This window comes from Parvibaculum sp. MBR-TMA-1.3b-4.2, assembly GCF_053628815.1.
Genome location: NZ_JBRJHC010000001.1, coordinates 1,755,876 through 1,776,263 on the forward strand (window position 1 = coordinate 1,755,876; position 20,388 = coordinate 1,776,263).

Annotated in this window: 22 protein-coding genes and 1 pseudogene; 7 read left to right on the forward strand and 16 right to left on the reverse strand. The window is 67.8% G+C overall.

Translation table 11 applies throughout. The features are described from left to right. Nucleotides 1-25: 25 nt before the first annotated feature. Nucleotides 26-499 carry an Lrp/AsnC family transcriptional regulator gene (locus tag ACSSVQ_RS08400; protein WP_454182250.1) on the reverse strand — a complete coding sequence of 158 codons (474 nt, stop codon included), beginning with the start codon at nt 497-499 and terminating at the stop codon, nt 26-28. Nucleotides 500-671: 172 nt separating this feature from the next. Between ACSSVQ_RS08400 and ACSSVQ_RS08405 the strand changes: the two genes are divergently transcribed. The 6 genes and pseudogenes from ACSSVQ_RS08405 (at nt 672) to ACSSVQ_RS08430 (ending at nt 5,355) form a co-directional block, all read left to right on the forward strand. Then, nucleotides 672-1,139 carry an RrF2 family transcriptional regulator gene (locus ACSSVQ_RS08405; protein ID WP_454182252.1) on the forward strand — a complete coding sequence of 156 codons (468 nt, stop codon included), beginning with the start codon at nt 672-674 and terminating at the stop codon, nt 1,137-1,139. A 321-nt stretch (nt 1,140-1,460) separates the two neighbouring features. Beyond that, the gene (locus tag ACSSVQ_RS08410) at nt 1,461-2,513 is read left to right on the forward strand and encodes a sulfate ABC transporter substrate-binding protein (RefSeq protein WP_454184671.1); all 1,053 of its coding nucleotides are present in this window, start codon (nt 1,461-1,463) and stop codon (nt 2,511-2,513) included. A gap of 3 nt (nt 2,514-2,516) precedes the next feature. Further along, nucleotides 2,517-3,356, forward strand: a complete 840-nt coding sequence (gene cysT, locus ACSSVQ_RS08415) for a sulfate ABC transporter permease subunit CysT (RefSeq protein WP_454182254.1) — start codon at nt 2,517-2,519, stop codon at nt 3,354-3,356. A 58-nt stretch (nt 3,357-3,414) separates the two neighbouring features. Beyond that, nucleotides 3,415-4,212, forward strand: a complete 798-nt coding sequence (gene cysW, locus ACSSVQ_RS08420) for a sulfate ABC transporter permease subunit CysW (protein ID WP_454184672.1) — start codon at nt 3,415-3,417, stop codon at nt 4,210-4,212. 16 nt (nt 4,213-4,228) lie between these two features. Beyond that, nucleotides 4,229-4,936, forward strand: a pseudogene (locus ACSSVQ_RS08425) (sulfate/molybdate ABC transporter ATP-binding protein); the annotation flags it as partial. A gap of 263 nt (nt 4,937-5,199) precedes the next feature. Further along, nucleotides 5,200-5,355 carry a hypothetical protein gene (locus ACSSVQ_RS08430; protein ID WP_454182256.1) on the forward strand — a complete coding sequence of 52 codons (156 nt, stop codon included), beginning with the start codon at nt 5,200-5,202 and terminating at the stop codon, nt 5,353-5,355. 12 nt (nt 5,356-5,367) lie between these two features. On the opposite strand, the gene ACSSVQ_RS08435 is transcribed toward ACSSVQ_RS08430, so the two are convergent. Then, entirely contained in the window at nt 5,368-7,143 is a 1,776-nt protein-coding gene (locus ACSSVQ_RS08435) for an SLC13 family permease (RefSeq protein ID WP_454182258.1), read from the reverse strand. Nucleotides 7,144-7,280: 137 nt separating this feature from the next. Between ACSSVQ_RS08435 and murJ the strand changes: the two genes are divergently transcribed. Next, nucleotides 7,281-8,792: a murein biosynthesis integral membrane protein MurJ gene (murJ, locus tag ACSSVQ_RS08440; RefSeq protein ID WP_454182260.1), complete on the forward strand. Its 1,512-nt coding sequence runs from the start codon at nt 7,281-7,283 to the stop codon at nt 8,790-8,792. A gap of 169 nt (nt 8,793-8,961) precedes the next feature. Here murJ and ACSSVQ_RS08445 read toward each other — a convergent pair whose 3' ends face one another. From ACSSVQ_RS08445 to ACSSVQ_RS08510, 14 genes are all read right to left on the reverse strand, one after another. Next, entirely contained in the window at nt 8,962-9,219 is a 258-nt protein-coding gene (locus ACSSVQ_RS08445; protein ID WP_454182261.1) for a hypothetical protein, read from the reverse strand. Further along, nucleotides 9,216-9,890, reverse strand: coding sequence for a YcbK family protein (locus ACSSVQ_RS08450; protein WP_454182263.1), 675 nt, complete (start codon nt 9,888-9,890; stop codon nt 9,216-9,218). Before ACSSVQ_RS08450 ends, ACSSVQ_RS08445 begins: the two co-directional genes overlap by 4 nt. A 161-nt stretch (nt 9,891-10,051) precedes the next feature. Continuing rightward, complete coding sequence (locus ACSSVQ_RS08455; protein ID WP_454182264.1) at nt 10,052-10,306, reverse strand: DUF6127 family protein; 255 nt, start codon at nt 10,304-10,306, stop codon at nt 10,052-10,054. Nucleotides 10,307-10,358: 52 nt separating this feature from the next. Then, nucleotides 10,359-11,435: a DUF2793 domain-containing protein gene (locus tag ACSSVQ_RS08460; protein WP_454182266.1), complete on the reverse strand. Its 1,077-nt coding sequence runs from the start codon at nt 11,433-11,435 to the stop codon at nt 10,359-10,361. Nucleotides 11,436-11,510: 75 nt separating this feature from the next. Further along, a complete protein-coding gene (locus ACSSVQ_RS08465; protein ID WP_454182267.1) occupies nt 11,511-11,891 on the reverse strand; it encodes a hypothetical protein in 381 nt (126 codons plus the stop codon). A 53-nt stretch (nt 11,892-11,944) separates the two neighbouring features. Next, nucleotides 11,945-16,585: a baseplate multidomain protein megatron gene (locus ACSSVQ_RS08470; protein ID WP_454182268.1), complete on the reverse strand. Its 4,641-nt coding sequence runs from the start codon at nt 16,583-16,585 to the stop codon at nt 11,945-11,947. Nucleotides 16,586-16,588: 3 nt separating this feature from the next. Beyond that, entirely contained in the window at nt 16,589-17,026 is a 438-nt protein-coding gene (locus ACSSVQ_RS08475; protein WP_454182270.1) for an NlpC/P60 family protein, read from the reverse strand. Next, on the reverse strand, nt 17,023-17,907 hold the full coding sequence (locus tag ACSSVQ_RS08480; protein ID WP_454182272.1) for a DUF2163 domain-containing protein: 885 nt from the start codon (nt 17,905-17,907) through the stop codon (nt 17,023-17,025). The genes ACSSVQ_RS08475 and ACSSVQ_RS08480 overlap by 4 nt, the downstream gene beginning before the upstream one ends. Nucleotides 17,908-18,033: 126 nt before the next feature. Further along, nucleotides 18,034-18,264, reverse strand: coding sequence for a hypothetical protein (locus ACSSVQ_RS08485; RefSeq protein ID WP_454182274.1), 231 nt, complete (start codon nt 18,262-18,264; stop codon nt 18,034-18,036). Between the two features lie 86 nt (nt 18,265-18,350). After that, nucleotides 18,351-18,581 (reverse strand): hypothetical protein, encoded by a 231-nt coding sequence (locus ACSSVQ_RS08490; RefSeq protein ID WP_454182275.1) that lies wholly within the window; start codon nt 18,579-18,581, stop codon nt 18,351-18,353. A 4-nt stretch (nt 18,582-18,585) separates the two neighbouring features. Then, entirely contained in the window at nt 18,586-19,242 is a 657-nt protein-coding gene (locus ACSSVQ_RS08495) for a lysozyme (RefSeq protein WP_454182277.1), read from the reverse strand. Nucleotides 19,243-19,246: 4 nt separating this feature from the next. After that, on the reverse strand, nt 19,247-19,378 hold the full coding sequence (locus ACSSVQ_RS08500; RefSeq protein WP_454182279.1) for a hypothetical protein: 132 nt from the start codon (nt 19,376-19,378) through the stop codon (nt 19,247-19,249). After that, nucleotides 19,371-19,721, reverse strand: coding sequence for a hypothetical protein (locus ACSSVQ_RS08505; protein WP_028031152.1), 351 nt, complete (start codon nt 19,719-19,721; stop codon nt 19,371-19,373). Before ACSSVQ_RS08505 ends, ACSSVQ_RS08500 begins: the two co-directional genes overlap by 8 nt. Beyond that, nucleotides 19,718-20,344 (reverse strand): phage distal tail protein, Rcc01695 family, encoded by a 627-nt coding sequence (locus ACSSVQ_RS08510; protein ID WP_454182281.1) that lies wholly within the window; start codon nt 20,342-20,344, stop codon nt 19,718-19,720. The genes ACSSVQ_RS08505 and ACSSVQ_RS08510 overlap by 4 nt, the downstream gene beginning before the upstream one ends. Between the last annotated feature and the right edge of the window lie 44 nt (nt 20,345-20,388).

The window sequence follows — 20,388 nt, forward strand, 5'->3', positions numbered from 1 at the left end:
CGCGTTCGTCGTCTTGGGGCAGGTATCATCCTGCCATCGACACGCCCAAGGGAAGGGATGTGGTGGTCCGTACAGCTTCGAGAGCAAAAACGGAATTCACGCTCCGAAGCCTGACCGCGGCGGTCAACTCCTCATAGAACCTGTCGAACGCGGCCATGTCCGCCACGACGACCCGCAGCAGGAAATCGTGGTTGCCGGCGAGCCGGTAGACGTCGCGGACCGCCTCCAGGCTCTCGACGGCGGCGAGGAAGCTCGCACGCCATTCCGCCGTGTGCTCCACGGCTTCCACCATGACGAAGACGGTCAGGGAGAGCCCGAGGGCGTCGGGGTCCAGCAGCGCCACGCGTGCGCGGATAACGCCGGCTTCCTCGTGTTTCTGGATGCGCTTCCAGCAGGGGGTCTGCGAGAGCCCGACCTGGTCGGCGATGCGGGCGACCGGGACGGTCGCATCGCGCTGCAGGATGTCGAGGATCTTGAGATCGATCCGGTCGAACGTCATCGCGCCTCCTCCCGGCCTGGCATGGCCGTATCTGGCGAGTCGGTGCGATCATGCCACATTTCTGCTTAATGTCGACCATGATTATCGTGATTACAGGTTTGGGCTCGCTTTCGGCCCCGATCCTGATAATGTCGACCTTGTTAGTCGCACTTTCCGGGGCCAGCTTGGGCGGATGATCACCCACAAGACAAAGTACGCGCTCAAGGCGCTCGTGGTGCTCGCTGACGAAAAGGCAGGAGAGGCCACGGCCTTGCGCATCGAAGAGATCGCGGATCGGTCGGGTGCGCCCAAGCGGTTCCTGGAGCACATCCTCCTCGACCTGAAGCGCGCCGGACTGATCGGCAGCCGCCGTGGGCGCAGGGGCGGCTACGAGCTGATCAAGGAGCCGAAGCGGGTGTCGCTCGCGGAGGTCCTGCGGCTTATCGACGGCCCGCTTGCGCCGCTCACCTGCCTGTCCCGCCGGGCTTACCAGCGCTGCGAGGACTGCAAGGACGAGCAGACTTGCCGCGTGCGCGCCGTCTTCGGGGGCTTCTACGCCACTTACATCCTGATGATCGAATCGCTGACGCTGGCCGATCTGCAGGAGGATGCTCGTTCGATCGAGCGCGTCGCTCTCCCGGAGCCTGCCACGGGAGAATGATCTTCCAAAATCACGATCAAAAAGAGCGTGATTCTTCCTTTGCTAATCACGAGTAAGTCTGTCGTTATTTAGGTGTCAGGCGGCGCTGGCAGTGCGACCGAGCGGGGGAATCCCCGTCAACGGCGCGCCGCCCCGCCGACCTGGCACCAGAGTTCGACAGGGATCAGCAGAGGACCGGCAATGTATCAGACCATCCAGATCGGGGCGCATACGCTCGCCCAAGGCACTTTCATCCGAAGTTTCGGCGACGGCCGGATCGAGATCGACGCAGGCCATGAGCGCCTGTCCGGCCGTCCGGTCACGGCCGGTGAAGCGCCAGCCATGCAGGTCACGACCTTCCGGGGCGCGATCAGCAAGGCATTGGCAGGCGGGTATCTTCGGGGTGGCCTCCTTGCGACGGTGGCCGCCATTGGTCTTGCTTTAGGGGGCCCGGCGCCCGCGGCAGCGCAGGAGAGCGTCGAGATCCTCAACGTGTCCTACGACCCGACCCGCGAGTTCTATCGGGAGTACAACGAGCTCTTCAACGCGTGGTGGACCGCGCAAGGGAACGCACCGGTCACCGTCCAGCAATCCCACGGGGGCGCCGGCGCGCAGGCGCGGGCGGTGATCGACGGGCTCGAAGCGACGGTGGTGACGCTGGCGCTCTCGGCCGACATCGACCAGATTGCCGAACGGACCGGCAAGATTCCCGCCGACTGGCAGTCGCGGCTGGAGCACAACTCCGCGCCCTATACCTCGACCATCGTGTTCCTCGTCCGCGACGGCAATCCGAAGGGCATCGAGGACTGGGATGACCTGGTGACCGGAGACGTGCAGGTCGTCACCCCCAATCCCAAGACATCCGGTGGCGCGCGTTGGAACTTCCTCGCCGCATGGGGCTACGCTGAACAGAACGGGCTCGACCCGGCCGAGTTCGTCGGCGAAATGTATCGCAACGTGCCGGTGCTTGACACCGGGGCACGCGGATCGACCACGACCTTCACCCAGCGCGGCGTCGGCGACGTGCTGCTCGCCTGGGAGAACGAGGCGTTCCTTGCGCTCGCGAGCATGGGCGAGGATGCCTTCGACATCGTGGTGCCCTCGGTCTCGATCTTGGCCGAACCGCCGGTGACCCTGGTCGACGGCAATATCACTTCGGACGCGCAGCGTGAGGCGGCCGAGGCTTATCTCGAGCACCTCTACAGCCCCAAGGCGCAGGCACTGGCGCTGAAACACTTCTACCGCGCATGGGACACCTCCGCCGCGGCCCCCGAGGATGTGGAGCGCTTTCCGGACGTGAATTTCGTCACGGTCGAGGATTTCGGAGGCTGGCCCAAGGTGCAGCCGGAATATTTCGGCGAAGGCGGCGTCTTCGATCAGATCTACGAGGAGTAAGACATGAGGGCGGGCATTCTCCGCTCGCCCTCACCCCTTCCGGGGTTTGGGCTGAGCTTCGGGATCATGATGACAGTTCTGTCCATCGTGGTCCTTCTTCCAATCGGCGCGCTTCTGGGCCGCGGTCTGATGATAGGCCCGGCCGATCTGTGGGAGATGCTGAATTCGCGCCGGATCTGGTCGGCGCTGACGCTGTCCTTCCGTGCGGCGCTGATCGCATCGCTCTTCAATCTCTTCTTCGGGTTGATGCTGGCATGGGTGCTGGTGCGCTACCGCTTCTGGGGCAGACGCTTCATCGACGCGGCCGTCGATCTGCCCTTCGCGCTGCCGACCGCAGTCGCGGGTATTGCGCTGACCGCGCTCTACGCCCCGAACGGGATCTTCGGGCAGGCGCTGGCGCCGCTCGGTCTGCAGGTCGCCTATACCGAAGTGGGGATCTGGGTCGCGCTCGTCTTCATCGGGCTGCCCTTCGTGGTGCGCACCGTCCAGCCGGTCATCGAGGAGCTGGAGCCGGACCTCGAGGAGGTCAGCGCTACGCTCGGCGCTCGCCGCGCCTATACCCTGCGCCGGGTAATCCTGCCCACGCTGACGCCCGCACTGCTCACAGGCTTCGCGCTCGCGCTGGCACGGTCTGTCGGCGAATACGGCTCGGTCATCTTCATCGCGGGCAACATCCCGAACATGACCGAGATCGCGCCGCTGCTGATCGTGATCCGGCTGGAAGAATACAACTACGACGCCGCCGCCGCGATCGGGATCGCCATGCTGGTCATCTCCTTCGCCATGCTGCTCGCCATCAACGCAATCCAGATCTGGAGCAGACGGAGGATCGGCCTTGTCTGACATTGCTTTCTCACGCCCTGTACCCGTCACCACGGAACCGCCGCTCGCGCGGTCCCTCATGATCGGCCTCGCAGTCGTCTTCGTGGCGCTCTTTCTGTTCGCGCCCCTCGTGATGGTCTTCGTCGAGGCGCTGGACGAGGGCTGGCGCGGGGTGATGGCCGCGCTCTCGCTTCCCGATGCGCAGGCTGCGATCCGCATGACGTTGACCATCGCGGCCATCGCCGTGCCCCTGAACGCGGTCTTCGGCATCGCGGCCGCCTGGGCCATCGCGAAGTTCGACTTCCGGGGCAAGGCGTTCCTGATCACCTTGATCGACCTGCCGTTCTCGGTCTCTCCGGTCGTCGCCGGGCTGATGCTGGTGCTCCTGTTCGGAGCGAACTCATCGCTCGGCGCATGGCTCATGGCGAACGATATCCGCATCGTCTTCGCCTTCCCTGGCATCCTGCTCGCCACGCTCTTCGTGACCTTCCCCTTCGTCGCGCGCGAGCTGATCCCGGTGATGATTGAGCAGGGCCGCGCCGAGGAAGAGGCGGCGCTGACGCTCGGGGCCTCGGGATGGCGCACCTTCTTGACGGTGACGCTGCCCAACATCCGCTGGGCGCTGCTCTATGGCGTGCTCCTGTGCAATGCGCGCGCCATGGGCGAGTTCGGCGCGGTGGCCGTCGTCTCGGGCAAGATCCGAGGCGAGACGGCGACCATGCCCACGATGGTGGAGATGTTCTACAACGAATACCTCTCGGTCGCGGCCTTCTCGCTCGCCGCCGTGCTGGCGATGCTCGCGCTCCTGACTCTTCTCCTGAAATCCCTGCTCGAATGGCGCCATGCGGACCTGCTGGCAGCCACGCGGCGTCATTGAAAAAAGGACCAAACTCATGAACATCGAGATCGAGGAACTGGCCAAGGAATTCGGCACCGAGCGGGCGCTGCATCCGGTGTCGCTTTCCATTCCCTCGGGCGCGCTGATCGCGCTCCTCGGGCCCTCCGGGTCGGGCAAGACCACGCTCCTGCGCATCCTCGCGGGGCTGGAATTTCCCACTTCTGGACGGGTGCTTTTCGGCGGAGCGGACGCGACGGGCCTCTCCGTGCAGGAACGCCGGGCGGGCTTCGTCTTCCAGTCCTACGCGCTTTTCCGGCACATGACGGTGTTCGAGAACATCGCCTACGGTCTGCGCGCGCGGCCGAGCAAGGAGCGCCCGACAGAGGCCGAGATGGGTCGCCGCGTGAACCGGCTCCTGGACCTGATCCAGCTGCCCGACATCGGCAACCGCTACCCCAATCAGCTCTCGGGCGGGCAGCGGCAGCGCGTGGCGCTGGCGCGCGCGCTCGCCATCGAGCCGCGGATGTTGCTGCTCGACGAGCCCTTCGGCGCGCTTGACGCCAAGGTCCGCAAGGAACTGCGCCAGGGCCTGCGAGAAATCCACGACCGCACCGGCCTGACCACGGTTTTCGTGACCCACGACCAGGAGGAGGCGATGGAACTGGCCGATCTCGTCGTCGTCATGTCGATGGGGCGTATCGAACAGGTGGGCAAGCCCGCCGAGATCCGCGCGAAGCCCGCCACCGACTTCGTGCGGGCGTTCACCGCAGCGTAAATCTTGGCATGGCCTGCGGTGGATGGGAGTGCCGATGGACGATCCGGGTTCTTGTCCGGATCACCACATCGGCGCCAACCCGGCTGGCACAGCCCCTTCTCCCAACGTGGTGGGTAGAGGAAGCAGAGGCTCTGGGTTGGCATGTCCGGCTCGCCGGGCCACGCAACTTCATTCTTTGGCGAAACCATCTCTCACCGGACATGGTGCACCGGGTCATCGTATTGCCGCATAGCGATTGCAGCCTGTTGCCGATGGAGTTCACGGCTGTCGCCGCAGAGCTTGCGCGCCGTGCCGACCTGCCGGACGTCCCCAATGGGATCGATGGCGACGCGCGACGCTACTGGCTCGACCGAGCCGAGCGCCGTCTCGTCGAGAAGATCGCGCCGTCGGCGGTCCGCTGCGGCTGACAGGATCCGACGTCAGAACGGGAAGAATAACGGGATGACGATGACCGCGACGACGGCGAACAGGATGTTGAGTGGCAGACCCACCTTGATGAAATCAACGAACTTGTAGCCGCCGGCGCTGTAGACAAACGTGTTGGTCTGGTAGCCGATGGGCGTGGCGAAGCTCGCCGAGGCCGCGAACATCACCGCCATGATGAAGGGGCGCGGGTCGAAGCCGAGCTCGATGGCCAGGGCGATGACGATCGGACCGATGAGCACGGCCACCGCGTTGTTCGAGACCATCTCGGTCAGCGCGCTGGTCAGGACATAGACCGCCGCCAGGATCGCGAGCGGACCGATTCCGCCGACGGCCCCCACCACCGCCTCGACGATCACACGCGCGGTGCCGGTTTCCTCCATGCCCATGGACAGGCCGAGCATGCCGAAGATGAGGAACAGGATGCGCCAGTCGATGGCCTCGAAGGCCTCCTCGGGATCCACGCAGCGAGTCATCATCACCACGACCGCCCCGATCACCGCGAGCCCGGCTATCGGCATGACGTTCAGCGCGGCCAGTCCCATCACCCCAAATATGGTGGCGATGGCGATGGGCGCCTTCGCGCGCCGCTGCGGGCGCTCGGACGGCGTCGAGAGGTTGACAATGCCGCCGTCCTCCATCAGCCGCTGGATTCCTTCGGGCGGTCCCTCGAGCAGCAGCGTGTCGGCGAACTGCAGGCGGAGGTCCTGCAGGTCCTCGCTGATGTTCTGCTCCTGCCGATGCACGGCCATGAGGTAGACGCCGTATTTCCGGCGCAGTTTCAGGTCCCGGATCGGCCGACCGCGCAGGTGCGATTTCGGGCCGACGCTCGCCTCCATCGTGATGGTCTGGTCGGCGGTCACAGGCTCGACGTCATGACCGTCCCGCTCCCGAAACGCGATCTGCCCGTCTTCCTTCAATCCAAGGATTTCGCCCGTGCCGGTCTTCAGAACCAACCGGTCTCCAGCCTCCAGCACGAGCTCGTTCATTCTGGGCCGCATGGAGACCTCGCCGCGGACGACGTCGAGGATGCGCGTCTCGGCCGTGTTGAAGGGCAAGTCCTTGAGCCGCTTGCCCACATAGGTCGACCCGTTCGGGATCAGCAGTCGCGCAAGAAACCTGCGCTTGCTCTCCTGCCCGAGAAGGCTCGACAACGAGGCGCGGTCCGGCAGCAGGAACCGGCCCGCGAAGACCATGTAGATCATGCCCACGGTCGCGAAGATCAGCCCCGGCAGCGTCATCTCGAACATTGTGATCGGTGGCTGGCCGGTGTCCTGCGCGACGCCGCTCATCAGGATGTTGGTGGAGGTGCCGACGAGCGTCAGCGTGCCGCCGAAGATCGCCGAGAAGGACAACGGGATGAGTAGCCGCGACGGCGCCACGCCCACCGACGCCGCGACCGAGATCATGATCGGTGTCAGCAGGATCACGACGGGCGTGTTGTTCATGAAGGCCGAAGCCCCCATCGTGCCGACCATCATCAACAGCATCGCCCGCAGGAACGACCCCCGCGCCTGCCGCTTCAGGACGTCGCCGATGATGGCGAGCACGCCGGTACGCTCCAGCGCCGCCGAGATGATGAACATCATCGCGATGGTGATTGGCGCAGACGAACTGAACACCGTCAGGAAGTCCCGCGTCTCGATGATTCCCGTCGCCAGAAGAGCCGCAGAGGCCGCCAGCGCCGTGACCTCGGGCGGATAGAACTCCCGAAAGAAGCTCAGGAAGACCACGCCGACAAGCGCGAGAACAAAGATCTGGTCGAGACTCATGCGCGGCGCACCCCAAGGCGATGGTATTTTCCCACAATAAACGATAAATGAACTCGTGTATTCAATCGGGAATCGCCCGGGACGCGCATTCGGGACGCGCCCTTCGGGTCGCTCCGCCTCAGGGATGTGCGCGACCCATGCTGCGCAAGCTCGGCACCGTCTCAGGTCTCACGCTGGCAAGCAGGATCTTCGGATTCCTGCGCGACGTCGTGCTGGCCGCGACCCTTGGCGCCGGGCCGGTGGCGGACGCCTTCATGCTGGCCTTCCGCCTGCCGAACCATTTCCGGGCGATCCTGGCCGAGGGCGCCTTCAACGCCGCTTTCCTGCCGACATGGGCTGCGGCCGACGCAGGCGGGCGCGACAGCACGCGCCTCGGCGCGGAGACTCTCGGCTGGCTAACGCTCGCCAACCTTGTGCTTCTGGCGCTGGCGCTGGGGGCGACCGGCTGGATGCTGGCCGTGCTTGCGCCGGGCCTGTCGCCCGCCGACGAGACCTGGCCGCTCGTCGTCACGCTCACGCGGATCACGTTTCCCTACCTGCTCTGCATGTCGCTGGTGGCCTTCCTCGCGGCCCTGCTGAACGGGCGCGACCGCTTCGCCGCACCGGCCGCTGCCCCGATCTTGCTGAACCTCTTCATGATCGGCGCGCTGCTGATGGCCGCATCCTTCCCCAGTGCCGCCCATGCCGCAGCCTGGGGTGTCATGGCGTCGGGCGTGGCGCAGGTCGCGCTGCTGGTCGGGGCCGCGTGGCGCGCCGGCCTGCCCCTGCCGCGTCCTCGGCTGGGCCTGTCGCCCGATACCCGGCTGGTGTTCCGGCGACTCGGCCCCGCGATCCTGACCTCCGGCGCGCTGCAGGTGGCGATTTTCGCTGACACGATCATCGCCACCTTCCTGCCCGCCGGATCGCTCTCGCATCTCTACTACGCCGACCGGCTCTACCAGCTGCCCATCGGCCTGATCGGCGTCGCACTCGGCACCGTCATCCTGCCCGACATCGGGCGCCGCGCGGGCCTCGGTGACGAGGACGGCATGCGCCGCGTGCTCGACCGGGCGCTCCTGATCTGTCTCGTCGTGGGCGTGCCGGTCGCGGTGATGATGGCGACGCTCGGCGACTGGGCCATCCGCATTCTCTTCGTCCGGGGCGCCTTCGATCTTGCGGCGGCCGAAGCATCTGCGGCCATCCTCGCGGCCTACGCCCTCGGTCTGGCCCCGGCACTTGCGCTTCGTTCGCTCGTCGCCGGGTTCCACGGTCGTGGGGATACACGCACACCGCTTCGGCTGCTCGTCACGGCGAGCCTCGTCAACATCGCGCTCAAGATCGCCCTCGCGCCATGGCTCGGGGCCGCCGGTCTCGCACTGGCGACGTCGGTCGGGCTTACGCTCTACGCGGCGCTGCTGTTTCGGACGGGCCGTCTGCGCGGCTTCCTGCGCGGACCCTCGGTGGGGTCGAGCACGGTCCTGGTCGCATCGGGGGTCGTGTCCGCACTGGCGATCTGGTGGTCGAGACACCTCATCCTCGACCTGGTGGCCACCTTCGCGCCTTCGGGAGCCTTGCTCGCGGCATTCCTGGTCGTGGTGCTGACGGCGACAGTCTTTCACGCCGTCGCGACGATCCTCGCGCTGCGGGTCGGCGGCCGTTCAGGGTCATGAGGCTGGGTGCGGCGCACAACTGCGCGCCTGCGCCCGCATCACGGCATAATCGGCCATCATATCCGCTACCGCCGAGTTCTCCGGCAGGAGAGCCAGTTCATCGGCCGCCCGCGCCTGAAACTCCCGGCTGTACTCGACGACCGGCGGACAGGCACCGAGCCTGCTCCCATCAGAAGCGCCCGTCGCGCAGCCGCTCAGCCAGATCATCGCGAGACCGAGGGCGACGCGCCGCCGCATCGAGCATCCGTCGTTGCGCGTCATGGCTTCTCTCCGTGGTCTCGAGTTGCTCGGCCAGCCGGCCGGCCCGCTCCCCGGAGCGGCGCAGTGCCAGCAGGAACAGAAGGATCGCCAGGGCGATGACGCCGTAGCGGAGCGCCGCGCGCGCCCACGCAGATCCGGCGAGCGTGGCCAAGAGTCCAGCAATCATCGCCGCCCCCGGCGCCAGTCGTCGAGGCGGGCGTAGATCGTGACCGCGATGCCGCCGAGCGCCACAAGGATGAACACCCATCGCAGGGTGTCGAGATACGGCACAAGCGGCAGGATGGCAGATTGGGTCTCTGCCAGGACGCTCTGCGCGACCTCGACCCCAGCTGCGCCCAGCGTTGCCACGCCAGCCGTGCCACCGCCCTTCATGGTGCGGCTGTCGGCCAGCACCTCGCGCGCGGGCGGCGTCTCCGCTGCAAATGCCGTCGCCCGCACCGGGAACCGCTCGCCCCACTGGCGCACGGGGCCGAGGTCGACGTGCATGAAGCCCGAGCGCGGATAGAAACCGAAGCCGAGGAACCCAACCTCGCGGGCTGCCGCCTCGAAGGCCACCGGGTCGTGGTTCGCCATGGCGATGTCGAAGGCGGCGCCGTCCAGATGCTTCGACCGGGTGGCGCCGCCGACGGCGCGGTTGTGCTCGGGGCTTCGATAGGCGGACCGGACGATCAGCGGCTTGCCGAGCCGGTCGCGCAGCGCCTGCAGCTTGTCGAGCGCGGGTTCGTTGACCAGCAGCTTGTCGGTGCCCCGGCACGCGATCTCGGCGGGTGAGAAGTTCGGCCAGCGCCAGCCGCTCTCGGGTACGTCGCGCCAATGGTCGTAGAAGCTCGTGGTCATGTGGGTCCTCCAAAACGAGTTTCCGGCCCCTCGCAGGGCTCGGCGCGTTCGCCGCTCGGGAAGGTCCACTGGACCTTCCCGTCTGCCTGTCAGGCAGACCACGGCTCACCCCGCCTCGAGAGCGGGTCATTGCGGGCTGATGAATGGGGAATGGTGAGCGGCTACGGGCCGCTGCCGAAGATCTTCAGCTTGATGGCGATGCCCGCGAGCAGCGCCAGCATGACGCCGGTCGTGATCATGCGGACGGCCGTCTGCGTCGCGGTGCGCCGCACGAGCCGGATGCAGTCGACGAGCGAGCGCAGATCGCGGATGTCGAGCGCGGCCTCTTCGCCGTCGAGGCCGACATCGGCGAGCGCGCGCTTCGCGCCTTCCTCGGCCGCGCGGGTCAGGATCGCCTCGAACTCGGCGTCGGGCATGCGGACGTAGCCCTCGGATCGGGGTGGTGTCATCGGAGCCTCCTCCCGCCGCTCAGCCGATCTTGCAGCCCCAGAAGGACGTGTGGTCGGCCGCGAAGTAGCCGTCCGCAACACGGAAGTACCCCTGCAACTCGACGGTATCGCCTGCGGTTACGGGCACCATGGTCTGCAGCCAGATCGCGGTGGCGAGCGAGACGTGGGTGGCGGAGATTTCGCCGAGGGAGCCGCGGATTTCGGTGGTGCCGTTCAGGACCAGCCGCCCGCGCATGCGGGCCGTGGCGCTGGCATTGATCTTGTAGAGCAGCGTCGCGCCGAAGAGGTAGGTGCCGTCGACGGGCGCGACGAAATGGTTGTTCGCGGCGTCGAAGGCGCCTTGGTCGTTGTAGTCGGTGTTGTTGAGGCCGATCTTCGTCCAGGTCCCGACGCCCACGTAGTTGTCGTAGTTGGTGTACGCCTTGAACCGGGGAAGCCGGGGCTGGTCGACGATGCCGTTGGCGTTGTCGACGCTGAGCCCGTCAAAGAAGGTGCTGCCGTCGGCCGAGACCGCGAGGCGGAACCTGTCCGAGCCGAACAGCCCGACCAGCGCCTTGGTCACGAAGCCGGTCTGCAGGGTCAGACCGAGATCGTCGTCCGCGGCCTCCTTGTTCATCGTGTAGAAGAGATCGCCGGAGCCGCCCTCGGCCAAGGTCCTGGCGGTCCAGAGCGCGGCGTTCAGCTTGGCCGAGAACGGGTTCGACGCATCGGCTGTGGTGCCGAGGCCCAGCAGAGTGAGGTTCTGCAGCGCCGCCGGTGTGGTCACGATCCAGCCCGCGCCATCGTAGACCAGCAGCAGGCTCTCGTCCTCGACCCAAGCCCGCCAGCCGGTCCGGGGCGGCAGGCGCAGCCAGGCGCCGTCCGTCCAGAGCGCGACGTTCAGGTCCCAGCCCGCCCAGTCGCCAGTCGCGCCCGAGGCGACGATGTAGCGGTCGCCGTCGGTGGGGCTCGCTGGGGGTGCTGCCAGATCTCGGTCGAGCACCGAGAGCTGGACGAGCCCGTCGAGGATCCGCAGCGCCTCGTTGTGGGTGACGTGCTTCTGGGCCTGCGCCGCCAGGATATAGGGCAGCAGGAGATGGGTCGTGGCGTCGGACATGGGCGGTCTCCAGAACGAAAAAAGCCGCCTGCATGGCAGGCGACGGATTAAGGCGCGGCGAAGAGAGGTGGCGGGCTACTCGCGCTCGGGCGTCTCCGCCGGAATGGCCGACAGAACCGGGTCGGGCTTCGGCGCGTCCCACTTCGCGGTCATCGCGGCCCAGCGATCGATCTCGGCCCGGAAAGCCGGATCGTCGATCCGCAGATGGAAGGTGTAGAGCCGATCCACGATCTCGCGCATCAACGCGCGCATCTCGTCGTCATCGATCCGCGAGACCTCGGACCAAGGTATGCGTCGGCCCGCGGCGTCCTCCACGATGACGTCGCTGCCATCACCCGTGTGCGAAACGGGCGTGAGGCCGGCATGCAGGGTCTCGAGCTGCGTGTTTCGCACGCAGGCAACGGCCATCACTCTGGCAAGCTTGGCGGCAATCCGGTCTTCGTCCTCGGGGCGCATGTCCCGAGCTTACGCCGCAGAGCGCGCGGCCGGCCAGAACTCATTGCGCGGCCTCAGAAGCTCAGCGTGACGGTTTTCGGCGCGCCCCGCCCCACGAGGGCGGAGAGCTGGAAGATGCGGACGTCGAGCGTGTCGCCAGGGGCGAGCGGCCCGCCCCAGTCGGCGGTCTGCTGGGCAGCGGTGTAGACCACGCTGGTGGTGGCGGTGGACAGCACCCGCTTCACGGTCGCGCCGTCGAGGATCTCGACCTCGTAGGCTTCGAGCTCCTCTCCGAGCGGTACCTCGAGCCCGCCCCAGTTGTCGGCCGCGAGCGCACGGGACCGGCGCGTCCAGCGGATGGTCAGATCACCTGGCGTGCGCGGCTTGCGCCATGGCTGCTGGACATGGGCGACCGAGCACGGCCGCAGCCCCACGCCCTGAGGCGTGAAGGATTGCGCGACATAGGTCTCGTCGCTGACCGAACGGCTGGCCGGGCCGATGCGCCAGTTCCACGGGATCCCAAGGTCGGCCTCGGCGATCGGCAGCGTTGCGAGGCTGTCGTCGAGCACCACCACCCGCGCGCCAGCGGGCGTCGGATTGCCCATGGCTCCCTCGGTGCCGCGCTGGCCGCGCAGGAGACGTGTCAGCCGATACCTGCCGGGCGCCAGAAGCTCCGCCGCGCCCGCCTGGACGATCTCCCAGACGCCGGGCGCACTCTCGATGGCGAGCGCATTGGCGCCGCCGAACAGCGTCAGGTCGGTGACGCTTTCCAGCGTGCCGGTGAGCAGATCGACCACCAGCGCATTGCCGAGATCGAAGCGCGAGGTGGGGCCAGCATAGAAGTCCGAGACCAGCATGCCGATCCGGGCGCGGCTGCCGAACGAGGTCAGCAGATCGAAGCCGTCGGTCGAGGGGCTGCGGAACACCGCCATCTCGCCGGGCCAGGGAACCGCGTGAGCGGCGACCAGCGGCCGATGCGCGGGCTGGTCCTCGGTCAGCTGCGGCAGGTCCATCAGCACCGCGTCCGGCGCGCCGAACACCACGGCCCGAGCCAGCGATGCCGCGCGTGGATCGCTGGGCGGCAGGTCGTAACTCGCCCGATCCTGGCGGACGGCTTCGACGCCGCGCGCCTCGGCATCGGCGATGGAGACGAGCCGCAGATCGACCAACCGCCCGTCATGGGCGAGCCGGATCGCATCGGCCGGATCGAGCGCGAGGCGCGAGGGCGGAAGACGGAACGCCGCCGTCTCGCGCCCCACCCAGGCCTCCATCAGCGCGCGGCGGCAGCGCCGCTCGGCCTCCTCCGGGGGCACCGCCATCGGGAAGCTCTCGGAAGCAATCCGGGTCGTGTCCACGGTGATGCGCCGCGCCTCGACGAGGGCCGCGTCGTAATCCTCGTCCGCGCGGGCAACCCGCCATTTCAGGGCCTGCGGCAGCTCGGTCTCCTGCGCGCGGGTCAGCTCGAGGATGTCGCCCTCGCGGGCGGCCACCAGATCGTCAGGTGAGAGGGTGGCGACGGAGGCCCGGCCGCGCATGACAAAGCGGATCACGCCTTCCGTCTCGACCGCATCGAAGCCGAAGTGGCGCGACAGCGTCGTGATCGAGGCGCGCGGGCTTTCCAGCGCGGTGATGGCGTAGCCCTCCACCGCGCCCCAGAGACCGGTGACGTCGATGCGGTCCTCGGGGAGCCCCGCGCGCAGGCAGAGGTGCCGCACGAGCGCCGCCAGCGACACCGCCCCGAGGCGGCCCGTCAGCCAGTGGCCGAGCCGCCAGTTCCCGCCGTCGGTCCAGACGTCGGTCAGCGCCGGAAAGAACGGATAGGGCCGCGCGTCCCAGGTCCAGGCGGCACATTCGGGGACATGCACCATGCGACCGCCATAGACCGACGACACCGGGTTGTTCGCCGTCTCGCCCCACCAGAGATATGTCGCCTCGAGATAGGCCCGCTGGATGGCATCGTCGCGCCAGCCGCGGGAGAAGTACGGCGTGAAGCTCTCCGACGATTTCGGGTCGAAGAAGACGTTCGGCTGGTTCGTGCCCCGGTCGATGGCGGGACAGCCGAGCTCGGTGAACCAGATCGGCTTCGACTGCGGCGTCCACGCCGTCGGCGTCGCGCTCTCGATCCCGCCCGGGCGGTTATAGTGCGGGTTCGACCACCAGGCGCGCAGATCCTTGCTGCGGAAGACCCATGGCTTGGGCGGGGCCATCTTCTGGCGCAACCATTCCACCAGCCCGTCGAAATCGGCAAAGGAGGGGCGCTCCACCTCGATATGGCCATACATGCGGTAGTGGCCGGGTGTGACCGTGCCGTATTTCCCGAAGGTGGCCCGGGGGACGTTGAGGCGCCAAAGCACGGTGTTGCCTTCAGATGCGATGACACTGTGGCGCTGAAAGATGGCGGCATGCAGGGCGTTGCGCTCGTTCGCGACGGGCGCGCCGTCCACGGTGATGTCGCCACCCATATCGCTGGTAATTCCTGCATTCGCGGGACTGGACAGGCCGGTATAAAAGCCCAGCACACCTTCGTGGGAGCGAAGTGCGGCCCATGTCGCATGATCCTTGAACTGGCCACCAGCGAGAGAGACCGTCGAGGAATAGACGCCGGTCATGTCGAAATGCACGAACGCGCCCCCCGTGAAGTCGAGGAAGGCGGCGGCGTTCTCCCGCATGAGCACCGGCCTGAGCGCCAGGTCGGGCTGAATTGCGTGGTGACCATTGCCGCTCTTGTCGTCGATGCGCGCAACCTTCTGCCCCGGGCCGGTGACCGGAACCGTGCCGTCGACATCCTGCCAGAGTGTCCCCATGTCCGAAGGATCGAACCAGACGCCCTGAGATGCGCCAGCAAACTCGGTCGCCGGGTCGAAGGCGGATGGTGCCGCCCCATCCGTGATGGGGGTCCGCACCTGCGCGGATCGGTCGGCATCGGACGCGTAGAACCACTCAAACCCCTCGCCCCCGGCGATGTTGGATTGCAAATAAGCGTGGTCGTAGATCGCGGGGCTGCCGTCCAGCGCATCGAGATGCTCAAACCCGTCCCGCCAGTCCGACAGCGGCATGTAGTTGTCGATGCCGATAAAATCGATCTCCGGATCGGCCCAGAGCGGGTCGAGATGGAAGAAAACGTCGCCGCTGCCATCGCCGGGCTGGTGCCCGAAATATTCCGACCAGTCGGCCGCATAGCTGATCTTCGTCCCGGCCCCGAGGATCGAGCGCACATCCGCGAGCAGATCCCGATAGGCCTGCACCGCCGGATAGGTGCTGGCATCCGACCGGATGGTCGTCAGCTCGCGCATCTCGGAGCCGATCAGGAAGGCATCGACTCCACCCGCCACCGCGCAGAGATGGGCGTAGTGCAGCACCATACGCCGCAGGCCCCAGTCGCCGGCGGCGCCGGTCCAGCTGACGCTCTCGCCCGAGACGGTGAAATCAGCCGGGCTGGCGGCGCCGAAGAAGGCAGCAACCTGGCTTGCCGCGGCGGCGGTCTTGTCGACGCTGCCGGCGAATCCTGCCGCAGGCGAACAGGTGATCCGCCCCCGCCACGGGAAGACCGGCTGGCCTGTCTCGGCGGCGTTGTCGCTGTAGGGGTTGGGCAGCGCGTTGCCGGGCGGCACATCCATCAGGATGAAGGGTGAGAGGGTGACGCGCAGCCCGCGCGCCTTCATCTCCTGGATCGCCTGCACGACCGCGAAGTCTGCTGGCGTGCCGCCGAAACTGGGCCGGCCTTCGTCATCCGTGCTCACGAGATGCGCCGCGGCGCGGGTGACGCCGTTCACGATCCATGTCTGCGGACTCGTGACCTTGGAGGCCAGCTCGACACCGGGCGCGATCTGACAATTCCCCGCGCGCAGATCATTGCCAAACCACGCCACCACCAGGCTGACGCTCTCGACATGTGGCGCGCTGGCCTGCAACCGGTCGAGCGCCACCACCATGTCGGCAGTGTCCGAGAGCGCGATGAGGTTCTCCGCGCCCTGATTGCCCGCCCGTCCCTTGCGGATGCCGTCCGTCGCATAGACGAACTCGCCCGAGGCCGGGATCATGGTGACGGCGCGCGTCAGCCCCTCGGCGGTGTCGGGATCGGCGACGGGTGCGAACACCTCGAAGGAGAGCTGCGGGATGCGGTTGCCGAAATCGGCCAGCGGCAGTTCCTCGAACACGACATAGGCGGTGCCGCGATACGCGGGTGTGCTCAAAGCCCCCGTCTTCGCGGCAATGAACGGATCGGGGCTCTGCGCCTCGTCACCCGGATACCAGCGCCAGGTGACGCCGGTCGTGTCGAGCAGTTTGCCATCCGCCCAGATGCGCCCGATCCCGGTGATCGGGCCTTCGCAGAGCGCGACCGCGAAGCTGGCATAGTAGAGATACTCGGTGGTCTTGACCTTGCCGCCCCCGCCGCCCTTGCCGCCGCCTTGCGTGGTGGTCTTGCTCTCCTCGCGGAAATCCGTCGCCCAGATGATATTGCCGCCGATGCGCATGCGCCCAAAGAGCCGCGGGATCACCGCGCTCTCGGTCGAGGACGTGATCCGCAGACTGTCGAGCCGCGGCCCCTCGATCCGCTGCGCTGGCGCGAGCGAAGAAACAATCCAGCTGTCAACGGCGGAGCCGACGGCCGATCCGACAAAGCCGCCGATCGTCGCGGCGCTGACGCCGAGGATGCTGCCGCCGATGCTGCCGCCAATGGCAGTGCCGGCCGCGCCGAGGACAAGCGTTGCCACAGATCAGACCTCGTCGGGAAACAGGAAGGCGAAAGCGATGCGCCGCCGCCAGGGTTGGGTGAGCGGCTGCTCGATGACGCCGAGGCGCTCATAGGCGTGGAGGAATCTGCCGGGGCCGGTCAGGATCCCGACATGCTTGGCGATGGCCCGCGGCATCATGCGGAACAGGACCAGCGCGCCGGGGCCGGCCTCTGCGGGCGGCACCTCGATCATCATGGCGCGCGCGCCCTCGGCCAGTACTTCACGATGGCCCATCTCGCCCCAATCCCTGCTGTAGGGTGGGATCGGGAACGGCTCGGGGCCCACCACCTCGCGCCAGACCCCGCGCGCGAGGCCGAGGCAGTCGCAGCCCGTCCCGCGCAGGCTGGCCTGGTCGTGATAGGGCGTGCCGAGCCATAGGCGGGCCGCGGCGATGACGTGGTCGGGATCGGCGGGGATCACAGCACACCCCCGTCGTGGCCACCGTCGCGCGAGGCGTAGCGGAGCACGGTGTCCTGGCCCGGGATATGCGGGAAGCCGCGGAAATGGACGGTATTGGCGAACTTGCCTCCGCAGGTCTCGATGCGCTTGTCGCAGCCCGCGCGGATAGTGAAGCCGTCCCCCTCGGCGATCCCGCGCACCGGTGGCTCGAGCAGGGTCAGGATCGCGACGCCACCGGTAACATCATGGCCCAGCACCTCGGTGCGCCGCCCCGCATTCGCGCCGCTGGTCCACTCAATCGTGCCGAAGGTGAACCAGCCTGCGGCAAACCCGCCGAGCCCCGAGGCGGTGAATGCCCGGTCGCGCAGCATGTCGATCACCGCGCCGGTGCCCTTGTAGGCCGGGTCCTCCAGATCGACGCCGCAGCGCGCATCGCCGAGCGCGGCATCGCAGCTCGCCTGGAACGTCCGCCCAACCGTCTGGCCGAGCACATGGGCGAGCGAGCGGACCTCTGCGACGAAGGCCAAGCGCCCGCGCCGGATCTGGCCGATGGCACCCCGGCGCATCAGCAGGCGCTGGCTCGTGTCCGCCCAGTTCACCCGCCAGACCTCGACCTCCGCGTTGTCCCAGCGGCCGTCGAGAATGTCGGTCTCGGTGATCCGGTCCGAGGTCAGCACACCCTCGGCATCCTGCGCATCGACCGACAGGTCGGAGCCCGAGCGCACCTCGGAGGCCGTCAGCCCGCTCTCGGGCTCGAAGTCCGTGCCATCGAAGCGCAGCGTCCGGTCGTGGTCGGTGAAGCCGAAACTCGCACCATCGGCGCGGGCGATCCGCCAGCACCAGGCGAGCGTCGTTGTGCCGTCGTCGAGATGGACCTGCAGGGCGGGAGCGAGGGTCTTCATCGGCAGGTTCCCGTCATGCGATCGTCGAGATCTGCGATCCAGTCGGCCCACGCCTGTGGCACCGTCCCGACAGTCTGGGCAGGAGGCCGGACGAGTCGCGCCTCGGCGTAGGAGGCGCAGCCGGCATCACCAGCGCCCATCGTTGCGGCGCAGCCGGTCAGCAGGATCGCCAGCGCCGCGGCCGTCACGAACCGCATCCCGCCCGCGCTCGATACGCTTGTTCTTGTCTTCCATCGCATCGCGTTCCGCCTCCCGTTTGCCCGCGCGTTCCCCTTCCACGCGGCCCCAGACCCGGCCGAGCACGACGCCCCCGACCGCGCCCAGAGCCGCCACCAGCCAGATCAGGAGATCAGACATCGTCCCGCTCCCAGTGCGCGGCGGCGACGCAGAGGGCGACGACGAAGACCCCGAGGAAGCCGCCCACGACCAGACCTGCGAGGAACTCAAGCATCGCCGCGGAACCCGCGCTCGATCCGGTCGCGCAGGCCGATCAGGCCCAGACCGAGGAACATGAGCCCTGCGGGCGAGGCATCGCCTGAGCCAGCGAGCAGAGCGATGAATCGGGACAGCTCGTCGAGCGGCCCGGTCGCTGGGAGCGCGAGAGCGGCGATGCCGGTGAGCATTGCGAGAAGTCCCGCCCACCAGGTGAGCGAGTTGGGGCGAACGTAGCGCATAGGATCAAGCCCTCCGGAGCAGGGTGGAGAAGAGGGCGGCCAGCCGGGCGAGCCAGCCGGTCGGAGCGTTGGGTGCAGGGTTGAGGAACGGCGGCGTCGGCGACGGCCCGCGAGCCAAGCCCATAGCCTCATCCTCGGTCAGGCGACGGATCGGCCGCGAGAAGTCCGTCCGGCCCGTGCGATCCACGGACCAGACCGGGATCGTGCCGCCGGGATAGCGGCCATGGCGGAACAGGTCGCGCTCGGCCTCCCGGCGGGGGATGATGGAGGCCGGTCGCCGCCAGTTCAGAAACGCGTCGGCGGCTGCAACGCGATTGCCGGCATTGAGGTGGCGGGTCAGCGCAGCCTTGGCGATGCCGCCGGTGTTGTAGTGGAAGCTGACCAGCGCATCGAATTCATGCGGCGCCAGCGGCACCTTCACGGCGCCCAGGACGGCGGCCTCATAGCGCGCTAGGTCGGCCCGGAAGACCCGGAACGCCTCGCGGATCCCGGCATCGAGATCGCCGGGCATGCCGCGGGCCATGGTCGCAGGATCGGGCGGCCCGGCCGCGGCCGTGTGGCCGATGCCAAAGGTCCAGACCTGTTTCACATCGAGATAGGGTCCGGGCACGAGTCCTTCGTGCCGGACGAGGGCCAGCAGGCCCCGGTCGGTCATGTGCATGGGATTACCGGAGAAGCGAGAGGATCAGGATCAGTGCCGCGACGGCGAGGCCTACCGCCAAGCGGTGGCGGAAGGCCTGCCGAGGGTCGGCGGGGTCGCAGCGGAGGGAGCGCGCGAGGCGGAGAAGTTCATTCATCGCCGCCGCCTTCGTTGGCGCGGCGCAGGCGGGCGAGCAGCATCTCGATGAAGGCGGGACCGAAGACGCCGACGAGATAGGCGGCCGAGCCCGCAGCCCCGCCCGCGGGGATCGCCTCGGGCGGAAGGCTGAGCCAGGCGGTGATCACGGCCATGGAGAGGCTGCCCATCCCGGCCGCGATCAGCCCACCGAGCAGGATGTGCCGGAGCGCATCGCGCAGCCGCATCTTCGTGGTCAGCGCGTTAGTGGCGCCGCCGAGCGCGCCCCAGGCTGCGAGGATCACGGCGGTCGAGGCCGCGAGTTCGCGCAGAACGGCCGCGACGAAGCTGCCAGTGTCGTTCATCGCCGTATCTCCAGAAGCGGAATGGAGGTGATCGAGCCGAGCCGCTCGAGGTCGAGCGTCACGTCGAGCGCGTCGGTATCGAAGCGGACGGGCACGTCGAACTCGAAGCCCGCGGTGATGCCGACGCCCGCGCCCGGCGCGGCGCCGAAGGTGACCACGCCGGTGGCGGTGTCGACCGACCAGCTGGACAGCTGCTCCACCCCACCGAGCGCGATGCGCACGGTTCCCGCCACCGGCTTGGAAATGGCGCGCGTCCATGATTGCGCGCCCGAGGTGTAGTGCTTCACCAGCTGGAAGGCGGTCTTCGCGCCGTCGCCGGTGCCGAGCGACTGGTCTGTCGGTCCCGTTGTCTCAGACGGCAGGCAGGACTTGTGGTCGCCCCAGTCCTTGAAGCGGAAGCCATGGAGCCGCCCGTTCCGCGCCTCGAAAAAGGCGACCACCGCCGCAAGATCGTCGGCGCGGCGGATGCCGTAGGCGACATCGTACCGGCGGCGCGAGTTGGCCCAGCTGGCGTTCCTCTCCTCGTCGCCCGAGGCGAGCTCGACGATCTGCGTGCGACGCTCCGGCCCGCCGCGTGCGCCGCGGCTGATGTTGGCGGGGAACCGGACCTCGTGAAACGCCATCGAGTCTCTCCTTGGTTCGTGCTCTGGCCCCCGCAACCGGTTCC